This window comes from Kaistia defluvii (assembly GCF_026343955.1).
Taxonomy (GTDB): domain Bacteria; phylum Pseudomonadota; class Alphaproteobacteria; order Rhizobiales; family Kaistiaceae; genus Kaistia; species Kaistia defluvii.
On record NZ_JAPKNI010000010.1, the window covers coordinates 118,056 to 135,272 of the forward strand.

At 66.9% G+C, this 17,217-nt stretch carries 15 protein-coding genes; 4 read left to right on the plus strand and 11 right to left on the minus strand.

All coding sequences use genetic code 11. The annotated features are described in order from the left end of the window. Position 1 precedes the first annotated feature (1 nt). From OSH10_RS20470 to OSH10_RS20485, 4 genes are all read right to left on the minus strand, one after another. Entirely contained in the window at positions 2–976 is a 975-nt protein-coding gene (locus tag OSH10_RS20470; RefSeq protein ID WP_266334151.1) for an ABC transporter permease, read from the minus strand. Continuing rightward, complete coding sequence (locus OSH10_RS20475; RefSeq protein ID WP_266334153.1) at positions 973–2,004, minus strand: ABC transporter permease; 1,032 nt, start codon at positions 2,002–2,004, stop codon at positions 973–975. Before OSH10_RS20475 ends, OSH10_RS20470 begins: the two co-directional genes overlap by 4 nt. Positions 2,005–2,214: 210 nt before the next feature. After that, the gene (locus tag OSH10_RS20480) at positions 2,215–3,261 is read right to left on the minus strand and encodes a substrate-binding domain-containing protein (RefSeq protein ID WP_266334155.1); all 1,047 of its coding nucleotides are present in this window, start codon (positions 3,259–3,261) and stop codon (positions 2,215–2,217) included. Between the two features lie 268 nt (positions 3,262–3,529). Beyond that, positions 3,530–4,321: a hypothetical protein gene (locus OSH10_RS20485; protein WP_266334157.1), complete on the minus strand. Its 792-nt coding sequence runs from the start codon at positions 4,319–4,321 to the stop codon at positions 3,530–3,532. Positions 4,322–4,577: 256 nt separating this feature from the next. Here OSH10_RS20485 and OSH10_RS20490 point away from each other — a divergent pair, with 256 nt between their 5' ends. Genes OSH10_RS20490 through OSH10_RS20500 form a run of 3 tightly spaced genes read left to right on the plus strand, consistent with a single transcriptional unit; the run spans position 4,578 to position 7,500 of the window. Continuing rightward, entirely contained in the window at positions 4,578–5,300 is a 723-nt protein-coding gene (locus OSH10_RS20490; protein WP_266334159.1) for a response regulator, read from the plus strand. Beyond that, positions 5,297–6,610 carry an ATP-binding protein gene (locus OSH10_RS20495; protein ID WP_266334161.1) on the plus strand — a complete coding sequence of 438 codons (1,314 nt, stop codon included), beginning with the start codon at positions 5,297–5,299 and terminating at the stop codon, positions 6,608–6,610. The genes OSH10_RS20490 and OSH10_RS20495 overlap by 4 nt, the downstream gene beginning before the upstream one ends. 17 nt (positions 6,611–6,627) lie before the next feature. After that, a complete protein-coding gene (locus OSH10_RS20500) occupies positions 6,628–7,500 on the plus strand; it encodes an inositol monophosphatase family protein (RefSeq protein ID WP_407660740.1) in 873 nt (290 codons plus the stop codon). Positions 7,501–7,774: 274 nt separating this feature from the next. On the opposite strand, the gene OSH10_RS20505 is transcribed toward OSH10_RS20500, so the two are convergent. The 7 genes from OSH10_RS20505 to OSH10_RS20535 form a co-directional block, all read right to left on the minus strand. Further along, positions 7,775–10,213 (minus strand): transketolase-like TK C-terminal-containing protein, encoded by a 2,439-nt coding sequence (locus OSH10_RS20505; protein ID WP_266334163.1) that lies wholly within the window; start codon positions 10,211–10,213, stop codon positions 7,775–7,777. Between the two features lie 106 nt (positions 10,214–10,319). Continuing rightward, on the minus strand, positions 10,320–11,393 hold the full coding sequence (locus OSH10_RS20510) for an ABC transporter ATP-binding protein (RefSeq protein ID WP_266334165.1): 1,074 nt from the start codon (positions 11,391–11,393) through the stop codon (positions 10,320–10,322). An 11-nt stretch (positions 11,394–11,404) separates the two neighbouring features. Further along, positions 11,405–12,241: a carbohydrate ABC transporter permease gene (locus OSH10_RS20515; RefSeq protein WP_266334167.1), complete on the minus strand. Its 837-nt coding sequence runs from the start codon at positions 12,239–12,241 to the stop codon at positions 11,405–11,407. A gap of 3 nt (positions 12,242–12,244) precedes the next feature. Then, entirely contained in the window at positions 12,245–13,177 is a 933-nt protein-coding gene (locus OSH10_RS20520) for a carbohydrate ABC transporter permease (RefSeq protein ID WP_266334169.1), read from the minus strand. Positions 13,178–13,397: 220 nt separating this feature from the next. Further along, positions 13,398–14,660, minus strand: a complete 1,263-nt coding sequence (locus tag OSH10_RS20525; protein WP_266334171.1) for an ABC transporter substrate-binding protein — start codon at positions 14,658–14,660, stop codon at positions 13,398–13,400. A gap of 33 nt (positions 14,661–14,693) precedes the next feature. Next, positions 14,694–15,869 carry a PLP-dependent transferase gene (locus OSH10_RS20530; RefSeq protein ID WP_266334173.1) on the minus strand — a complete coding sequence of 392 codons (1,176 nt, stop codon included), beginning with the start codon at positions 15,867–15,869 and terminating at the stop codon, positions 14,694–14,696. After that, positions 15,866–16,552 (minus strand): FadR/GntR family transcriptional regulator, encoded by a 687-nt coding sequence (locus OSH10_RS20535; RefSeq protein WP_266334230.1) that lies wholly within the window; start codon positions 16,550–16,552, stop codon positions 15,866–15,868. The genes OSH10_RS20530 and OSH10_RS20535 overlap by 4 nt, the downstream gene beginning before the upstream one ends. 383 nt (positions 16,553–16,935) lie before the next feature. Between OSH10_RS20535 and OSH10_RS20540 the strand changes: the two genes are divergently transcribed. Continuing rightward, positions 16,936–17,214 carry a GNAT family N-acetyltransferase gene (locus tag OSH10_RS20540; RefSeq protein WP_266334175.1) on the plus strand — a complete coding sequence of 93 codons (279 nt, stop codon included), beginning with the start codon at positions 16,936–16,938 and terminating at the stop codon, positions 17,212–17,214. Positions 17,215–17,217 lie beyond the last annotated feature (3 nt).

Below are 17,217 nucleotides of genomic sequence, written 5' to 3' on the forward strand. Positions count from 1 at the left end.
GTCAGGCGCCTCCCGCGCGGACGGCGCGCAGCCGGTTCAAACCGACCGCGGCAAGGATCAGCGCACCCAGCAGGAACTGGACCCAGTAGGGATCCACCTTGGCCAGCACCATGCCGTTCTGGATGATGACGATCAGCACAACGGCGAGCGCGGTGGCGGCGACCGAGATATGGCCGCCGGTCAGCGCCGCGCCACCGATGATCGGGGCGGCGAAGGACATCAGCAGCCAGTCGACGCCGATGGTCGGCTGGGCCGAGCCGAGCTGCGCCACGGCGAGGATGGCGGCGGCGGCGGCGAGCAGGCCGGACAGCGTATGCGCCATGACGATGACGCGGTCGCGCGGGATGCCGGAAAGCTCGGCGGCCTGCGGGTTGCCGCCGACGGCGAGCAATTGCCGGCCCGGCACGGTGCGCGCCAGGAAGAAGGCCAGCGCGATGGCGATCAGCACGGGGGGGAGCAGCAGATAGGGCAGGGCATAGAAGCGCCCGGTGCCGAAGGCGACGAAGCCGGCCGGCAGATTGTAGAACGGGATCGACTCGGTGATGCCCAGATTGATGCCGGTGAAGGCGGACGCCGTCGCCAGCGTGATGATGAAGCCGTTGATGCCGGTACGGACGGTCAGCAGGCCGTTGATCAGGCCGCCGGCGGCGCCGATGGCGAGGCCGCTGAGGATCGCCACGGGAACCGGGAAGCCCCATTTCTCCATCATGCCGCCAACGGCGATGGCGACGAGCCCGCCCAGCGCACCGACGGAAAGATTCATCTGGCCGACGGCGAGCGTCAGCATCTGCGCGAAGGCGACGATCAGCACGACGCAGAACGAGCGCAGCATCACATAGAGGTTGAACTCGGTCAGGAAGGCCGGCGACAGCGCGGCGAGCGCCACCAGGCCGATGACGATCGCCACCGCCAGCGCCGACCACTCATTGGCGAGGAAGCGCTGGCCGAAGCTCATGTTGCGGGTGAGGGTGCTCATGCGCGGCGTCCCGAATTGCGGCGGCCAGAATCTCTGCGTCCCAGGCTGCGGCGCTCGGCATAGACGCTGCGATAGCGGTCGAGCATGACGGCGGCGAGCAGGATCAGTCCGAGAAAGAGCTGGAGCCAGAAATTGCCGATCTGCATGACCAGCAGACCCGAGCGGATGGTGGTGACGAGGAAGGCGCCGAGGATGGTGCCGACGACGGAGACATAGCCGCCGGCGAGCAGCGTTCCGCCCAGCACCGGCGCGAGGAAGGAGGGCAGCAGCCAATCCTGCCCGATCGACGGCATGGCGGCGCCGAGCCGGAAGACGAGCATCAGGCCGGCCGAGGCGGCGAGCGCGCCCGACAGCGTATGCGCGATGATGATGGCGCGGCCGACCGGGACGCCGGAAAGCTCGGCGGCGCGGGCATTGGCGCCGGCGGCCAGGATCTCGCGGCCCAGCGCGGTGAAGCGGAACAGCACGATCAGCGCGGCGCCGAGGCCGAGCGCGACGAACAGCAGCGGCGACAGGAAGCCCCAGCGCATGCGGCCGAAGGCGGCGATTTCCGGCGGCAGCGCGTTGAAGGTCTGCGCCTTGGAAAGGATCAGCATGCCGCCCAGGAACAGGCTGGCGCTGGCGAGCGTGATGATGAAGGAATTGACGCCGGAGCGGACGATGACGAAGCCGTTCAGCCAGCCGAGAAAGGCGCCGAGCAGCAGCGCCAGCGCCATGGCGACGGGGATCGGCAGGCCCAGCGTCTGCATCAGATAGCCGGATGCCATCACCGCGCAGACGCCGATCGAGCCGATGGCGAGGTTCATGCCGCCGGTCGCGAGCACCACCATGGTCGAGAAGCCGATGACCACGTCGACCGCCAGCGAGCGCGACAGCGCGAACAGGTTGAAGGTCGAGACGAAGCCGGGGGCGAGGCTGGTGAACAGCACCCAGAACAGCAGGATGATGGCCGCGAGGCCGATCAGGTTCGACTGTTCCGCTAGAAAGGACGGCCGCGCGCGGGAATCGGATGGGACGGAAAGGGTCATGGTGAAGCCATGTGAGAGGATGGCGAGACGCTGGCCGGGCGACGCCTTGACCAGATCGAACCCGGCATCATCCTGAGGTGCTTCGCGCCAGCGAAGCCTCGAAGGGTGATCCAGATGTCTCGCGAGCGCGAGCCTCCTTCGAGGCCGCTTCGCGGCACCTCAGGATGATGGCGGCGGTTGATCCCGCCATCATCCCGGAGTGCGACCCGCTTACTTGCAGGTGAGATACTTGTCCTTGAAGGTGGACTGGATCTCGGCGGTGATCTTCTTCAGATCGTCCTTGTAGGTCGCGGCGTTGTCGTTCGAGATCAGCAGCGTGCCCGAGTCGATGAAATGCTCGGTCTGCGGCGTCTTGATCCACGGCGCATCGGCCTTGACCGTGCAGGTGCCGCTGGCGATCAGGTCGAGCACATAGGCGCCGACATAGCCCTGGCCATAGGGGTTCTGCGCCATCGTGCCGGCGACGAAGCCGTCCTTGATGCCGTCGAGAACGATCTGGTCATCGTCGATGCCGACCAGCTTGATGCGCTTGTCGCCGAGATTGCGCAGCGACTTGGCCGCGACCACGGAGGGGATGTAGGCGGTCGAGATCAGGCCGTCGATCTCGTCCTTCTGGGCGCCGAGCAGGGCGTTGATCTTCTGGTCGGCGGCTTCCTGCGCATCGGTATCGGTGATGTGCTGGACGATGGTGACCGCGCCGTTCGTTTCCTTGACGGCCTTCTCGACCGCGTCCATGCGCAGCTTGGTGTTCGGGTCGACCAGCAGGCCGGCCAGATGCACGATCTTGCCCTTGCCGCCGAGCGACTTGATCAGCGCCTGGGTGCCGAGATAGGCCGAGTTGAACACGTCGGTGCCGAGGCAGAACGACATCTTGGTCGGGTCCTGCGCGCAGCCGGCGAGCGCCGCGGCCGGGATGTTGTTGGCGGTGAGTTCCTCGACCGTCTGGTTGATGCCGACGGCATCGCCCGGGAAGATGCCGAAGGCGGTGTAGCCCTGGCTGACCAGGCTTTCGACCAATTCGGTCTGCAGGTTCAACTTCCACTCGGCCGGAACCTTGAAGTCGACGGCGGCGATGCCGAAGTCCTTCGCCGCGTCCTTGCCGGCCTGTTCCCAGGGCGCGAAATAGGGATGCGGGCCGCCCGGAATGAGCGCGATCTTGTTGTCGGATGCATGGGCGGCGCCTGCGGCAAGTCCGAACAGGGCGGCGGCAAGCATCGGCAGGGCGCGCGAGCGCGCGCCACGGTGGCGTAGATTCATGGTGTCCTCCCTCAGCGACTGACGCGGCCTGCTCCACCAGTCCACGTTCGCGAAGGGGATGTAACCACAAACGCATATCGCGTGCAATATGCGGTGGAGCTGCCGCGCGATTCATGCGCGACCGGAGAGGGCCAAAACAAAAATGGCCCCGCCCCTGGGGTTCAGGGCGGGGCCGTATTGGGGGGGTCAGAAGTCAGTCTGTCTTGTCAACTCCGACGGCCGGGGATGGTTCCCCGGTCGTGTTTGCATCACGCTTTCGCGCGCCGGATCAATCCGCCGGACCGGCGTCCGGGCCGCCATCCGCGGGGCCGCCTTCGTCCTGGGCCGGACCGGCCGGACCCATGTCGTCGCCGCCCATCGGGCCGCCGGGACCCATGTCGTCACCGGCCATCGGGCCACCACGGTCATGCGGGCCATGGCCATGGGGGCCGTGACCATGGGGGCCATGTCCATGCGGGCCGTGGCCGGGGCCACGATCACGGCCGGGACCGCGCGGACCCATCGGGGGACCGAAGCGAAGGTCGGCATTCGCCAGCTTGTCCAACTGCTCGGGGGTCAGCTTGGCCTTGAGGGCGTCGATCGCCTTCGACAGATCGGCTGCCTTGGCGGCGCGGTCGGTGACGTTCCGGATCAGGCGTTCTTCGCGGGCGAAGGCCTGCGGCGCGGGCTTGGGCGCCGGAGCGGGCTGCGCATCCGTGGTGCCGGCTGCCGGCGGGGCCGGCGGTGCGGGCGGCGCCGGGGGCGCCGGCGGCTGGAACATGGCGAGCAGCGCGTTGGTATAGTCGCGCCAGGCGTCATGCTGGTCGGCGCGGATGCCGATCAGGGTTTCCACGGTGCTGAGGTTCTGGGCGAGCCACATCTGCATGCGCTCGCCGCGCGGACCGCGAGGACCATGGCCACGCATATCGCCGTGACGGCCTTCATGCATGCCGCGCATCATGGGGCGGTCGCCCCTTTCGGTCGCGGCGGGAGCGTCTGGCTTGGCGAAGGCCGGCGCGACGGCAATCGCCGAGACGCTGGCGAGGGACAGGATCGTCAGGGCTGCGAGAGTACGCTTCATAGAAATCTCCAATGGCTTACGCTGGGCACGATCCGAAGCTAGGAGCGGGCTGTTTCCCCGGTAGGTCGTTTCGTGTCGGAGCATGTCCGGGGTAAACGATTTCGTTGCGAAATGTTTCCCGGGGTCGCTTGGAGACGTTCGGTTACGAAAAAGCCGAGCCCCCGATCCGTCGAGCGGGTAGAGCTTGGGCCAAGGTTCCGCGCCGCGCCAATCCCGCCGGCCTCCGTCAGACAGGTTCAAGAGGCCCAGCGCCGCAATGTCCAACCCGCCGCACATCCTCGTCGTCGATGACGACCTCGAAATCCGCCGGCTTCTCGGCCGCTATCTCGACGGCCAGGGCCTGCGCGTCACGCTGGCGGCCGACAAGCGCGAGCTGGAGGACAAGCTCGCCACCCAGCATATCGACCTGATCGTGCTCGACGTGATGCTGCCGGACGGATCCGGCCTCGACATCTGCCGCCAGCTGCGCGACCGCCGCCCGCCGATCCCGGTCATCCTGTTGACGGCGCTGAAGGAGGATGTCGACCGCATCATCGGGCTGGAGATCGGCGCCGACGACTATCTCGGCAAGCCGTTCAACCCGCGCGAACTGCTGGCGCGCATTCGTGCCGTGCTGCGCCGCTCGGCCGAGGTGGTCGAGGCGCCCGCGCTGGCCGTGAGCTACCGCTTCGCCGGGTTCGTCGCCGCGCCCGAGACGCGCACGGTGGTCGATCCCGACGGCGCCGAGATCGTGCTGACCGGCGCCGAATTCGACCTGCTGATCGTCTTCCTCGACCGTCCCGGCCGCGTGCTGTCGCGCGAGCAGTTGCTCGACCTGACCCAGGGCCGTGAGGCCGACCCGCTCGACCGCTCGATCGACGTGCTGATGAGCCGTCTGCGCCGCAAGCTGGGTGACGATGGCAAGTTCAACATCTTCAAGACGGTACGCAATGGCGGCTACCAGCTGGCGGTGAAGGTCGAGACGGAGGGGGCGGCTTGAATTCGCTTCGCCTCAAGATCGGCCTGCTCGTCATCGGCGCCATCGTCGCCGTGGTGGGGCTGGCCACGCTGGTCGCTGTCAGCGTCATCGGCGAGCCCGGCCCCGGGCGGATGCTGGGCCCGACGGCGATCCAGATCGACCTGATCGCCCAGCTCGTCGAGCGCCATCCGGAGGATTTTCGCGACGGCCAGGTGGTGCCCGGGACCGGGCATGGCCGCGATCTCGGCATCCGCCTTCGCGACAGACCGGCGCGGGGGCCCGTGCATGAAGAGCTGACGCGGTCGCTGCGCAATATTCTCGACCATGCCGGCCATCCGCGCGACGTGATCGTCACCCAGCCGCGGCCGCATGCGCCGGCGCTGGTCTCGATCCCGATCAGCGACCTCGGCTATATCGCCGTGCCGCTTTCCAATGCGCCGCCGGCGCGCGCCGGCTGGATCGTGCTGATCGGCTGGATGCTGGCGATCATCCTGGGCGCGGCCGTCATCGCGCTGGTGATCGCCAACCGGCTGACCAAGCCGCTGCAGATGATCGAGGCGGCGATCGCCTCGGTCGGCGCGGACGGGGTGCTGCCGGCGTTGCCGGAGACCGGCTCGGCCGAGACGCGGGCCACGGCCGGCGCGCTCAACCGCCTGTCGGCCCGGCTCAAGAGCGCGATGGAGAGCCGGATGCGCCTGGTCGCCGCCGCCGGCCACGATCTTCGCACGCCGATGACGCGGATGCGGCTCCGCGCCGAATTCCTCGACGACGACGAACGGCAGAACTGGCTGAACGATCTCGACGAACTCGACCGCATTGCCGACAGCGCCATCCGTCTCGTGCGCGAGGAGGTGGAGGAGGGCGACCGCGATCCCGTCAAACTCGACGAACTCGTCCGCCGGCTGGCGACGGAACTGGCCGTGCAGGGCCATGACATCGAGGTCGGTCCGCTCGACGCCGTGGCGGTGGCCGCCGCGCCGCTGGCGCTGACGCGGGCGCTGCGCAATCTGATGATCAATGCCGCGACCCATGGCGGCGGCGGCACGATCAGCGTCACGCGCCAGGGCGAGACCGCGATGATTCGCATCGTCGACCGGGGCCCGGGCATACCGCCCGAGATGATCGAGCGCGCCTTCGAGCCGTTTTTCCGGGTCGATCCGGCGCGCCGCCAGTCGGTGCCCGGCGCCGGCCTCGGCCTCGCGATCGCCAAGGAAATCGTCGAGCGCCTGGGCGGCCGCATCCTGATCCGCAATGGCGAGCAAGGCGGCCTGGTGCAGGAAATCAGCCTGCCGCGGGTCGAACTCCCGGACGAAGCCGTCCGGCCTGTCTAGCTTGTTGCAACCCCTTCATGCGGCTGTGCTACCGTTTGCGCGAAACCACGCCTGAACGGAAAAATCACGTGACCCTTTCGATCGAAGACCGCATCGCCCGCTTCACCCTGGCGCAGGAAATCGCGCGCGAGGCCGGTGCGCTGGCGCTCGGCTATTTCGAGCGCCTCTCGACTCTGGCCGTCGAATTCAAGCATGGCGGCCAGGATGTCGTCAGCATCGCCGACCGCGAGGTCGAGGTGCTGATCCGCGCCCGCATCGCCGAGACGTTTCCCGACGATGGCGTGCTGGGCGAAGAGGATGGCCTGGTCGAGGGCAAGTCCGGCGTGCTCTGGGTGGTCGATCCGATCGACGGCACCAGCCCGTTCCTCAACGGCCTGTCGCACTGGTGCGTGTCGATCGCCGTGGCGGTTGGCGGCGAGGCCGAGATCGGCGTCATCTATGCGCCGGTCAGCGACGAGTTCTTCGCCGGCGCCAAGGGTCTCGGCGCCTTCCTCAACGGCGCGCCGATCGCGGTCGCGCCGGCCCGCGCCATCGAGGACGGCCTGCTCGGTTTCGGCAGCAACCACCGCATCCCCCCGGCGGATGTCGGTCGCTTCGTCACCGCGCTGCTGGAAGCCGGCGGCATGTTCTATCGCAACGGTTCTGGCGCGCTGATGCTCGCCTATGTCGCCTGCGGCCGGCTGGTCGGCTATTACGAGCAGCATATCAATTCGTGGGATTGCCTCGCCGGTCTCTGCCTGATCCGGGAAGCCGGCGGTTGGCACAATGATTTCCTGTCCGGCGACGGCATGTTGCAAGGCAACCGCATCGCCGCCGGCGCGCCGCAGATGAAGGACGGTCTTGTCGCCCTGCTGGAGCGCGTCGGAGCGTCGACAGAGACGATCGTCTGAGGCCGATTCAGGGAAGACCCTCACCCCAGCCCTCTCCCGTGCGCGGGCGAGGGAGCAGGCCGGCGCCCGCAACACTCCGGCGTCATCCCGGCCCGAACTGGCATCCATTCAGCCGGATTGTCAGCACCGAGCCGGCTCTTCACCTCTCCCTGAGGGAGAGGTCGGACCGAAGGTCCGGGTGAGGGTTTACGCCCTCTCCGGATGGGTCCCTAACCCCTCACCCGCCGGCTACGCCGTCGACCTCTCCCTCAGGGAGAGGTGAAAGTGAAGCGACCTAAACCCCAGGTCCCGACGCCTCGCGCAGATAGCGGACCGGGCGCTCCGGCGCGAGTGCCAGCGCGGCGCGAACGATCGCCTGGGCGTCGATGCCGTGGTGGCGATAGAGGTCGGCGATCGTGCCGGTCTGGCCGAAATGTTCGACACCGAGCGAGCGGGTGCGGTGGCCGCCGACCGAGCCGAGCCAGCCCAAGGTCGCCGGATGGCCATCGAGCACGGTCACCAGCGAGCAATGAGGCGGCAGGTCCGCGAACAGCCGCTCGACATGCGACTGGGCATGGACCAAGCCGCGCTCGCGGGCGCGTCCGGCCGCGGTCCAGCCCGCATTGAGGCGGTCGGCCGAGGTGATGGCGAGCAGGCCGATGTCGCGGCGATCCTCGGCCAGCAGGCCCGTCGCCTCGATCGCCTCGGGCGCGACCGCGCCGGTATAGGCGATGACCACCTCCGCGTTCGGGCCGGGTTTGCGCAGCCAGTAGGCGCCGTCGACGATGGCGCGCGAAAGCTCCTCGTCGATCGTGCGGACCGGCTGTTCCAGCGGCCGGGTCGACAGGCGCAGATAGATCGAGCCGCCGGTCTGGTCGCGCAGCCAGGTGCGCTCGTCCGGGTCGCCGTCGCCATTCCTCTGGATGTAGTCGAAGCCGAAGCGGAGAATGGTGGCGAGTTCGTCGACGAAGGCCGGCTCGAAGGCGGCGAGGCCGTCCTGCGCCATGCCGATCAGCGGCGTGCCGATCGACTGGTGCGCGCCGCCTTCCGGCGCCAGCGTGATGCCGGACGGCGTGGCGACGAGGATGAAGCGCGCATCCTGGTAGCAGGCATAGTTGAGCGCGTCGGCGCCGCGATAGATGAACGGGTCGTAGAGCGTGCCGATCGGCAGCAGGCGTTCGCCATTGATCGAATGGCTGAGCCCCAGCGCCGAGAGCATCAGGAACAGGTTCATCTCGGCGATGCCGAGTTCCAGATGCTGGCCCGAGGGCGAGAATTCCCAGTTGAAGGTCGAGGGAATGCGCTCCGACTTGAAGGTGTCGGCCATGCTTTCGAGCGCGAACAGGCCGCGCCGGTTGACCCAGGGCCCGAGATTGGTCGAGACGGTGACGTCGGGCGAGGTGGTGACGATGCGGTTGGCGAAGTCGCTGTCCTCGCGCGAGATCTCGTTCAGGATCTGGCCGAAACCGGCCTGGGTCGAGAGCTCCTTGCCGCCGACGCCGGGGGTCGGCAGCACGGCGGGCACGTCGATATGCGGCGAGACGGCGGCCTTCTCGCGCTTGTTGAACGGCACGGCGTCGAGGAAGGCCTGAAGCTTTTCGGGCGCTTCGGAAAGGCCCTCGAAGTTTTCCCACTCATGTCCTGGCCGGACGTTCATCGCGGTGCGGAACGCGTCCATCTGGGTCGGGTTCATCAACCCGGCATGATTGTCCTTGTGGCCGGCGAGCGGCAGGCCAAAGCCCTTGATCGTATAGGCGATGAAGCAGGTCGGCCGGTCATGCGTGCCCGCCTTGGCGAAGGCGTCGAGCAGCGTCGGCAGGTCGTGGCCGGCGAGGTTGGTCATCAGCCGCGCCAGTTCCTCGTCCGAGCGCGATTCGACCAGTTTCGTCACGGGTCCCTGGTCGCCGATCTCGTCGAGAAGCCGCTTGCGCCAGGACGCGCCGCCCTGGAAGCAGAGGGCGGAATAGAGCTGGTTCGGGCAATGGTCGATCCAGTCGCGCAGGCGCTCGCCGCCCGGCTCCTGGAAGGCGGCTTCGAGCAGCACGCCATATTTGAGCACCACGACGTCCCAGCCGAAGTTCTGGAAGATCGCTTCAAAACGCTGCCACAGGCCTTCGCGGACGACGGCGTCGAGGCTCTGGCGGTTGTAATCGACGATCCACCAGGTGTTGCGCAGGCCGTGCTTCCAGCCTTCGAGCAGGGCCTCGAAGATGTTGCCCTCGTCCATCTCGGCGTCGCCGACCAGCGCGATCATCCGGCCTTCGGGGTGCTCGCCGCTCCAGCCCTTGGCGCGGACATAATCCTGCACCAGCGAGGAAAACAGCGTCTGCGCCACGCCGAGGCCGACCGAGCCCGTCGAGAAGTCGACGCCGTCCATGTCCTTGGTGCGGGACGGGTAGCTCTGGGCGCCCTTGTAGCCGCGGAAATTCTCGAGCTTTTCGCGCGTCTGGCGGCCGAGCAGGTACTGGATGGCGTGGAAGATCGGGCTCGCATGCGGCTTGACCGCGACGCGGTCCTGCGGGCGCAGCACGTCGAGATAAAGCGCCGTCATGATCGTGGCGAGCGACGCCGACGAGGCCTGGTGGCCGCCGACCTTGATTCCTTCCGCATTGTCGCGGAGGTGGTTGGCGTTGTGGATGGTCCACGCCGCCAGCCAGAGGATCTTCTTTTCCAGCTCCGCCAGAAGGGCGAGGCGGTCCGGAGACGGCGAAGACGGGGCGGGCGCGGTCGGCATGGACGATCCTCCATCGATCCAGATAGCGAAGGATGGACCGAACGGCGCGGCGCGGTCCAGCGGTTCCGCAACGCGCCCGGTCGGCCGGGCGCGTTGGCTGTCGTGATCAGCCGATGCGCGACCCGGTCGCGGTATCGAACAGGTGGATGCGGTCGACCGGGAACGAGACGCTGACCGTGTCGCCGCGCACGGCAACGCCGCGCTCCAGCGAGAACGCCTTGACGTCCTCGCCAAAGGCGCTGGCGTGCAGGATGGTGCCGAAGCCGGTCGGCTCGACCAGCGAGATCAGCGCCTGGATGCCTTCGAGCCCGGTCTTGCCGACCAGCACATGCTCCGGGCGGATGCCGAGCGTCACCTTGGTGCCATCGGCGGTCGGGGCCGGGCCGGCAAGCGGCACGACGACGCCCTGCGCCAGCTCGACCGTGCCGCCATTGGCGTTCCGGTAGGTTCCCTCGAACATGTTCATGGCCGGCGACCCCATGAAGCCGGCGACGAAGAGGTTGGCCGGGCGGTCATAGAGGTCGAGCGGGCTGCCGACCTGCTGCACGAGGCCTGCATTCATCGCGACGATCCGGTCGGCCAGCGTCATGGCCTCGATCTGGTCGTGGGTGACGTAGATCGAGGTGGCGCCGAGGTCCTGGTGCAGCTTCTTGATCTCGCCGCGCATGTGCTCGCGCAGGCGGGCATCGAGGTTGGAGAGCGGCTCGTCGAACAGGAACGCCTTGGGCGAGCGCACGATGGCGCGACCCATGGCGACGCGCTGGCGCTGGCCGCCGGAGAGCGCCTTGGGGCGACGCTCCATCAGCGGCGTTAGGCTGAGCTTGGTGGCGGCGCCCGAAATGGCGGCGGCGATCTTCTCCTTTGCCGTCTTCCGGAGCCTGAGGCTGTAGCTCATGTTGTCGGCGACCGTCATATGCGGATAGAGCGCATAGGACTGGAACACCATGGCGATGTCGCGGTCCTTCGGGTCGAGGTCGTTGACGACCCTGCCGCCGATGCGGATCTCGCCGGAGGAGATGTCTTCCAGGCCGGCGATCATCCGCAGCAGGGTGGACTTGCCGCAGCCGGACGGGCCGACCAGCACGACGAACTCGCCGTCCTGGATGGTCAGGTCGACGCCATGCAGGATCTTGGTGCTGCCATAGGCCTTGCGGACGTCGGTGATATCGATGGATGCCATTGCGAACTCCGTCAGCCCTTGACCGCGCCGGCCGTGAGGCCCTGCACGAGGTAGCGCTGGATGAGAAGGAAGAAGATACAGGCGGGGATCAGCGCGAGCACGCCGGCTGCCATCATCTGTCCGAAATCGACCGAGAATTTCGAGACGAAGCTGAGCAGCCCGACCGGGAAGGTGCTGGCGTCGACGCCGGAGATCAGCATCAGCGCGAACAGCAGCTCGCTCCATGCCGCCGTGAAGACGAAGCCCAGCGTCGCCGCCATGCCCGGCAGCGTCAGCGGCAGGATGATCTGCCGGAACGCCATGAAGCGGGTGGCGCCGTCGATCATCGCCGCTTCCTCGAGATCCTTCGGGATGCCGTCGAAGAAGGACTGCATCAGGAAGGTCGCGAACGGCACGTTGAAGGCGACATAGACCAGCACCAGGCCGGAGAGGCTGTTGGTGAGCCCGAGCGGCGACAGCATCTTGAAGATCGGCGCGATCAGCATCACCAGCGGGAACATCTGCGTCAGCAGCATCAGCCCGACGATCCAGAACTTGCCGCGGAAGGTGAAGCGCGACAGCGCATAGCCGCCGATCGAGGACAGGAGGGTGACGATGAACGCCGTCGAGACGGACACGATCATCGAATTGCGGAAGAACAGCGGGAAGTCGCTGTGCTCCAGCACGAAGGCGAAATGGTCGAGCGTCGCCCGCGACGGCCACATCTTGACGCCCTCGGAATAGAGGAGGTCGTTCGGCGTCACCGAGACCTTGACCAGCCAGTAGAGCGGGAACAGGGCGAAGGCGATGTAGAGGAGGATGGCCGCCCGGTGGGCGAGTGTCATGCCAAGGCGCTTGGGTCGGATCATGGTCTAGCGTTCCTTGAGCAGCGTCTGGCGCAGGAACACGATCAGCAACGAATAGATCATCAGCAGCATCAGGAGGACCAATGCGATTGCCGAGGCGTAGCCGAAATCGAGCCTGCGGAAGGCCTGGGTGAAGATGTAGCTGGCGACGATCTGCGTCTTGTCGGCCGGGCCGCCATTGGTCATCACGACGATCAGATCGGCGAAATTGGCGATCCAGATCGTGCGCAGCATGACGGTGATGGCGATCGTCGGCGCCAGGAAGGGCAGGGTGATCGAGCGGAAACGCTGGAACGGCGTGGCGCCGTCGATGGCGGCCGCCTCGTAGAGGTCGCGCGGGATCGACTGCAGGGCGGCCAGCAGCGTGATGGCGAAGAACGGGATGCCCCACCAGACATTGGCGATGATCGGGCCCCACATGGCGAGATCCGGATCGGACAGGATGTTGTCCGGCGCGCTCATCAGGCCCATGCCGTACAGCCAGTGCGGGATCGGGCCGACGACGGGATTGAACATCCAGGCCCAGTTCAGGCCGGACAGGAAGCTCGGCACGGCCCAGGGCAGGAAGCAGAGCGCCTGGGCAAGCCCGCGGCCATAAAAGGGTTTGTCGAGCAGCAGCGCCAGGATCAGGCCGAAGGCAAACTGCAGGCCGACCGAATAGCCCGTCCAGTAGACCGTGTTCTTCAGCGCCAGCCAGAAGGTCTTGTCCTTGGCGATGGCGCGGAAATGATCGAGGCCGATGAAGCCGCCCGAGAACGGGTCCAGCAGCGTCATGTCGCGGAAGGCATAGGAAATGCCGATCACGAGCGGCACCAGCATCACCGTGACGATCAGGATCAGCGCCGGGGCGGAATAGAGATAGGGCTCGCTCGCATTGGCGAGCCGCCGCAAGAACGGTCGTCGATCTCGCCCATATGGGGCGCTCACGGCCTCTGTCATCGGAAGTCGATCCCTTTGGTCTCTTCGCAGCCTGTGGAACCTCTCTTGGCGGAGGTCGCAGTCGCGGAATCTGGGTTTCGGGAGGCGCGTATCGCCCCGGCGAGGGGCGTCCCCTCCCGCAACCGTCTCTGCCGGGTGCCGGCCCTCCCGCGGGGGGAGGGCCGGTCCGACGGTGGCCCGGGCCGAAGCGCGGGCGAAGGCTAGAACGTCGCCGCCACGCTTACTTGGTGGCGAGGAACTTCTGCTGGCTCTTGGTCAGGTAGTCGGCCCACTGCTGGCCGAGCTCTTCCGGCGTGATCTCGCCGAGCAGCGCCTGCTGGCTCGTCTTGATGACCAGCGAGTCCTTGAAGAAGGCGAATTCGGGCAGGTAGGTCGGCATCACGGTCGGGACGACGTCCTTGTCCGAAAGCTCGGCGAACCAGCCCTTGAACTGCTCGCTGGCATAGAACGGGTCGGTTTCGGCCGACTTGCGGGCCGGCAGAGCGCCCGTCTTCTTGTTCCAGGCGATGTTGCCTTCCTTGCCCTCAAGCGCTGCGAGCAGCTTCCAGGACGCTTCCTTGTCCTGACTCGTCGAGAACATCGACCAGCCGGCATAACCGATGGTCGGGAAGGTCTTGCCGTTCTCGCCCTTCGGCATGGTCATGATGCCGTAGTCTTCCGGCTTCATCCGCTCGGCGATGGCGATCAGCGCGTCCGGGTCCTGGTCGAGCATCGCGCAGGTGCCGGAATAGAAGCCGGCCACGATCTCGTTGAAGCCCCAGTTGACGCTGTCCTTCGGCGCGAGGCCGTTCTTGTACATGTCGGTGACGAAGGTCAGACCCTTGACCCAGCCGGCATCGGCGAAGGTCGAGGTGCCGTCTTCCTTGAAGAAGGTGTTGTCGCCATTGGCGATCGCGCCGAACATGACCCAGCCGTTCAGGCCGCCCGGGCCGCCGCGCAGGCAGTAGCCCGACTTGCCCGGCAGGGCCGAGACCTTCTTGGCGGCTTCCTCGAACTCGACCAGCGTCTTCGGAACTTCCGTCACGCCGGCCTGTTCGAACAGCTTCTTGTTGTAGAACATCGCGCGCAGATAGAAGCCGTAAGGCAGCATGTAGGCGGTGTCCTTGACCGAGCGGCCGAGTTCCAGCGCGCGGTCGTTCAGGTCGGAAGCCTCATCCCACTTGGCGATGTAGGGCTCGAGGTTTTCGAGCATGCCGCGATTGGCATAGAGCGACAGCCAGGTATCCGGCATTTCCATGACGTCGGGCGTCTCGCCGGCGGCGACCATGGTCGCGAACTTCTCGAAGGCCTGGCCCCAGGGCAGCGAGATGATCTCGACCGTGGTGCCGGGATTGGCTTCCTCGAAGGTCTTGACGATGCCCTTGAGCGTCTCGGTGCGCTCCGGGCTGGTGATCACTTCGACAAGCTTCAGTTTGGTATCGGCAAGCGCCGAACCGGCGAGCAGCGCCGTCATGACGGCGGCCGCGGCGATCTTCCTGAACATTCTTGGTCTCCCTCTTCTTGTTAACTGCAGTGCTTACGCTCGCCGGGCGGACTCGATGGCCGCGGCGAGATCGTTCCAGAGCGCGTCGGCCCCCTCGAGGCCGACATGCAGACGAACCATGTTGGCGCTGACGCCGAAGTCGATTGCCGAATTGGGGCCGGCGGCCTGGACACGGACGACCTGCGCCGGCACCACGAGGCTCTCATGTCCGCCCCAGCTGACGCCGATCTTGAACAGGCCGAGCGCGTCGGTGAACCTGGCGATGTCGACGGCGCCCTCGCGGAAGGTGAACGAGAACAGGCCCGACGTGCCGGAAAGGCCGGCCGGCAGCGCGTTGCCGAGGCCGGGATGCTCGACCGACGCGACCGTGTCGTGATCGAGCAGGCGGCGCGCGACATGCAGCGCGGCGGCTTCATGCGCCTTCATGCGGATCGGCAGGGTGCGCAGGCCGCGGATCAGCAGCCAGGCGTCGAAGGGCGACAGCTTGCCGCCGAGATAGGGCAGCGTGCCGGAGCGGATCTTGCCGATCAGTTCCTTCGAGCCGACGACGATGCCGGCGACGACGTCGCTGTGGCCGCCGAGATATTTGGATGCCGAATGCAGGACGAGGTCGACGCCGAGCTGGATCGGCTGCTGGAACACGGGCGAGGCCCAGCTGTTGTCGATCGCGGTCAGGACGCCGTGGCGCCTGGCCATGGCCGCCAGCGCCTGGACGTCATGCGTCTCCATGGTCCAGCTGGTCGGGCTCTCCATGTAGAACAGCGTGGCGCCGGGCAGGGCTGCCTCGACCGCCGCCTCGTCGCGGCCGTCGACATAGGTGACGGAAACGCCGTAGCGCGCGAGCAGCGTCTCGAACAGGCGATAGGCGTCGGGATAGACGTGGCGCACGCAGACGACGCGGTCGCCCGGCTTGACGAAGGTGATCACGGTTGACGAGATCGCCGCCATGCCGCTGCCGAAGGCGAGGCCGTCCTCGGCACCTTCCATGGCTGCGACCTTCTCCTCGAAGATGCGCACGGTCGGGTTCAGGCCACGGCTATAGGTCGGGCGAACCTTGAGCCCCTTGTAGGTCTCTTCCATCTCGGCATAGGACGAGAAGGTGAAGAGCGAGGTCTGCACGATCGGCGGCACCACCGCGTCATAGGCGTTGACGTCGTCATGGGCGGCGATGAGGGACGCGTGGTCGAAGGCCGCGGTGAAGTCGTTCATTTCGATACCTTGTGCATGGTCTGGGCGATGTCCTGCGACATCTCCCGAATGTCTTCCTCGACGATCTCCAGGATCGTCAGGGTCTCCCGGCGGGCGCGATCGGCGTCCCGGGCCGCGATCGCCTCGAACAGCGTGCGGTGGAAGGGAAAGGAACGGCCGGCAAAGTCGGGCCGGTCGAAAGGCTTGGTCCAGAAGCGTTCGAAGGCCTCGCGCATCTGCTCCAGCAACTGCCCGAACATCGGATTGTGCGAGGCGTCATATACCGAGAGATGGAAGGCGAGGTCGTACTTGCCCGAGGTGCCCTCGGCGAGATGGACCTTCTCCATCGCCTCCAGCCTTTCCTCGATGATGTCGAGATCGGCCCGGGTCCGCCGCAGCGCCGCCAGCGCGCCGGCTTCGGCCTCCAGCCCGCGCCGGATGTCGAGCGTCGCCAGCAGGCCCTCGCGCAGCGTGCCGGCATCGATCGAAAGCGGCATGTGGATGGTGTCGGAGGAGATGCCGCGCAGCAGATAGGTGCCGCTGCCCTTTCGCGACTCGACGACGCCGAGCGCCTGGAACTGGCGGATGACCTCGCGCACCGTCGAACGGCCGACGGCCAGCGACAGCATCAGCTCGCGCTCGGTCGGCAGGCGCTCGCCCGGCTTCAGCCCGGACTGGGCGATATAGTCGGCCAGCGCCTTCATCACCGTGCCGGCACGGTCGGAAGCTGGCAGCGGCGACAGGCCGGGAACGGAAAGCGTCACGCCGGCACCCGATCGGGTGCAGCGCTTTTCGCATCAAGAATCCGGCTCGTCTGGATCACGCGCTCATCCCGTTGCCACGCCCGAGGGCTTTCATAATTGGTCTGACATCTGATCATTTCTACAATGGCGCCCTTCGTCAAGGGCAGGATTTCCGGCAGTTTGCTGCCTCTTTGGGCAGCCGCACGGGTTTCGCGCCCCGCGGCGACGGCAGGCGTGGGCACAAAAATCCGGCTAAGCCGGCAAAACTGCGTGATTCTGCGGCTTCTGGCCGAGCCCGTGACCTGCTAGCGTCGGCTGGCGCATGTTGCGCCGGGCGGACGAGCATGAGCGACAAGCCGGACCTTCAGATCACGCCGACGCGCTTCGAGATGGAGGTCGACGGCCATGTCGCCTTCATCCTCTACCGGATGCAGGGCGACGTGATTGAACTCGTCCACACGGAAGTGCCGGCCGAACTCGCCGGCCGGGGCGTCGGCACGCAACTGGTGCGCGCCGTGCTCGACAACATCCGCGCCCGCGGCGCCAGGCTGCATCCGCTCTGCCCCTTCGTGCATGCCTATATCGCGCGCCATCCCGAATATGCCGATCTCGTCACCGACTGAATC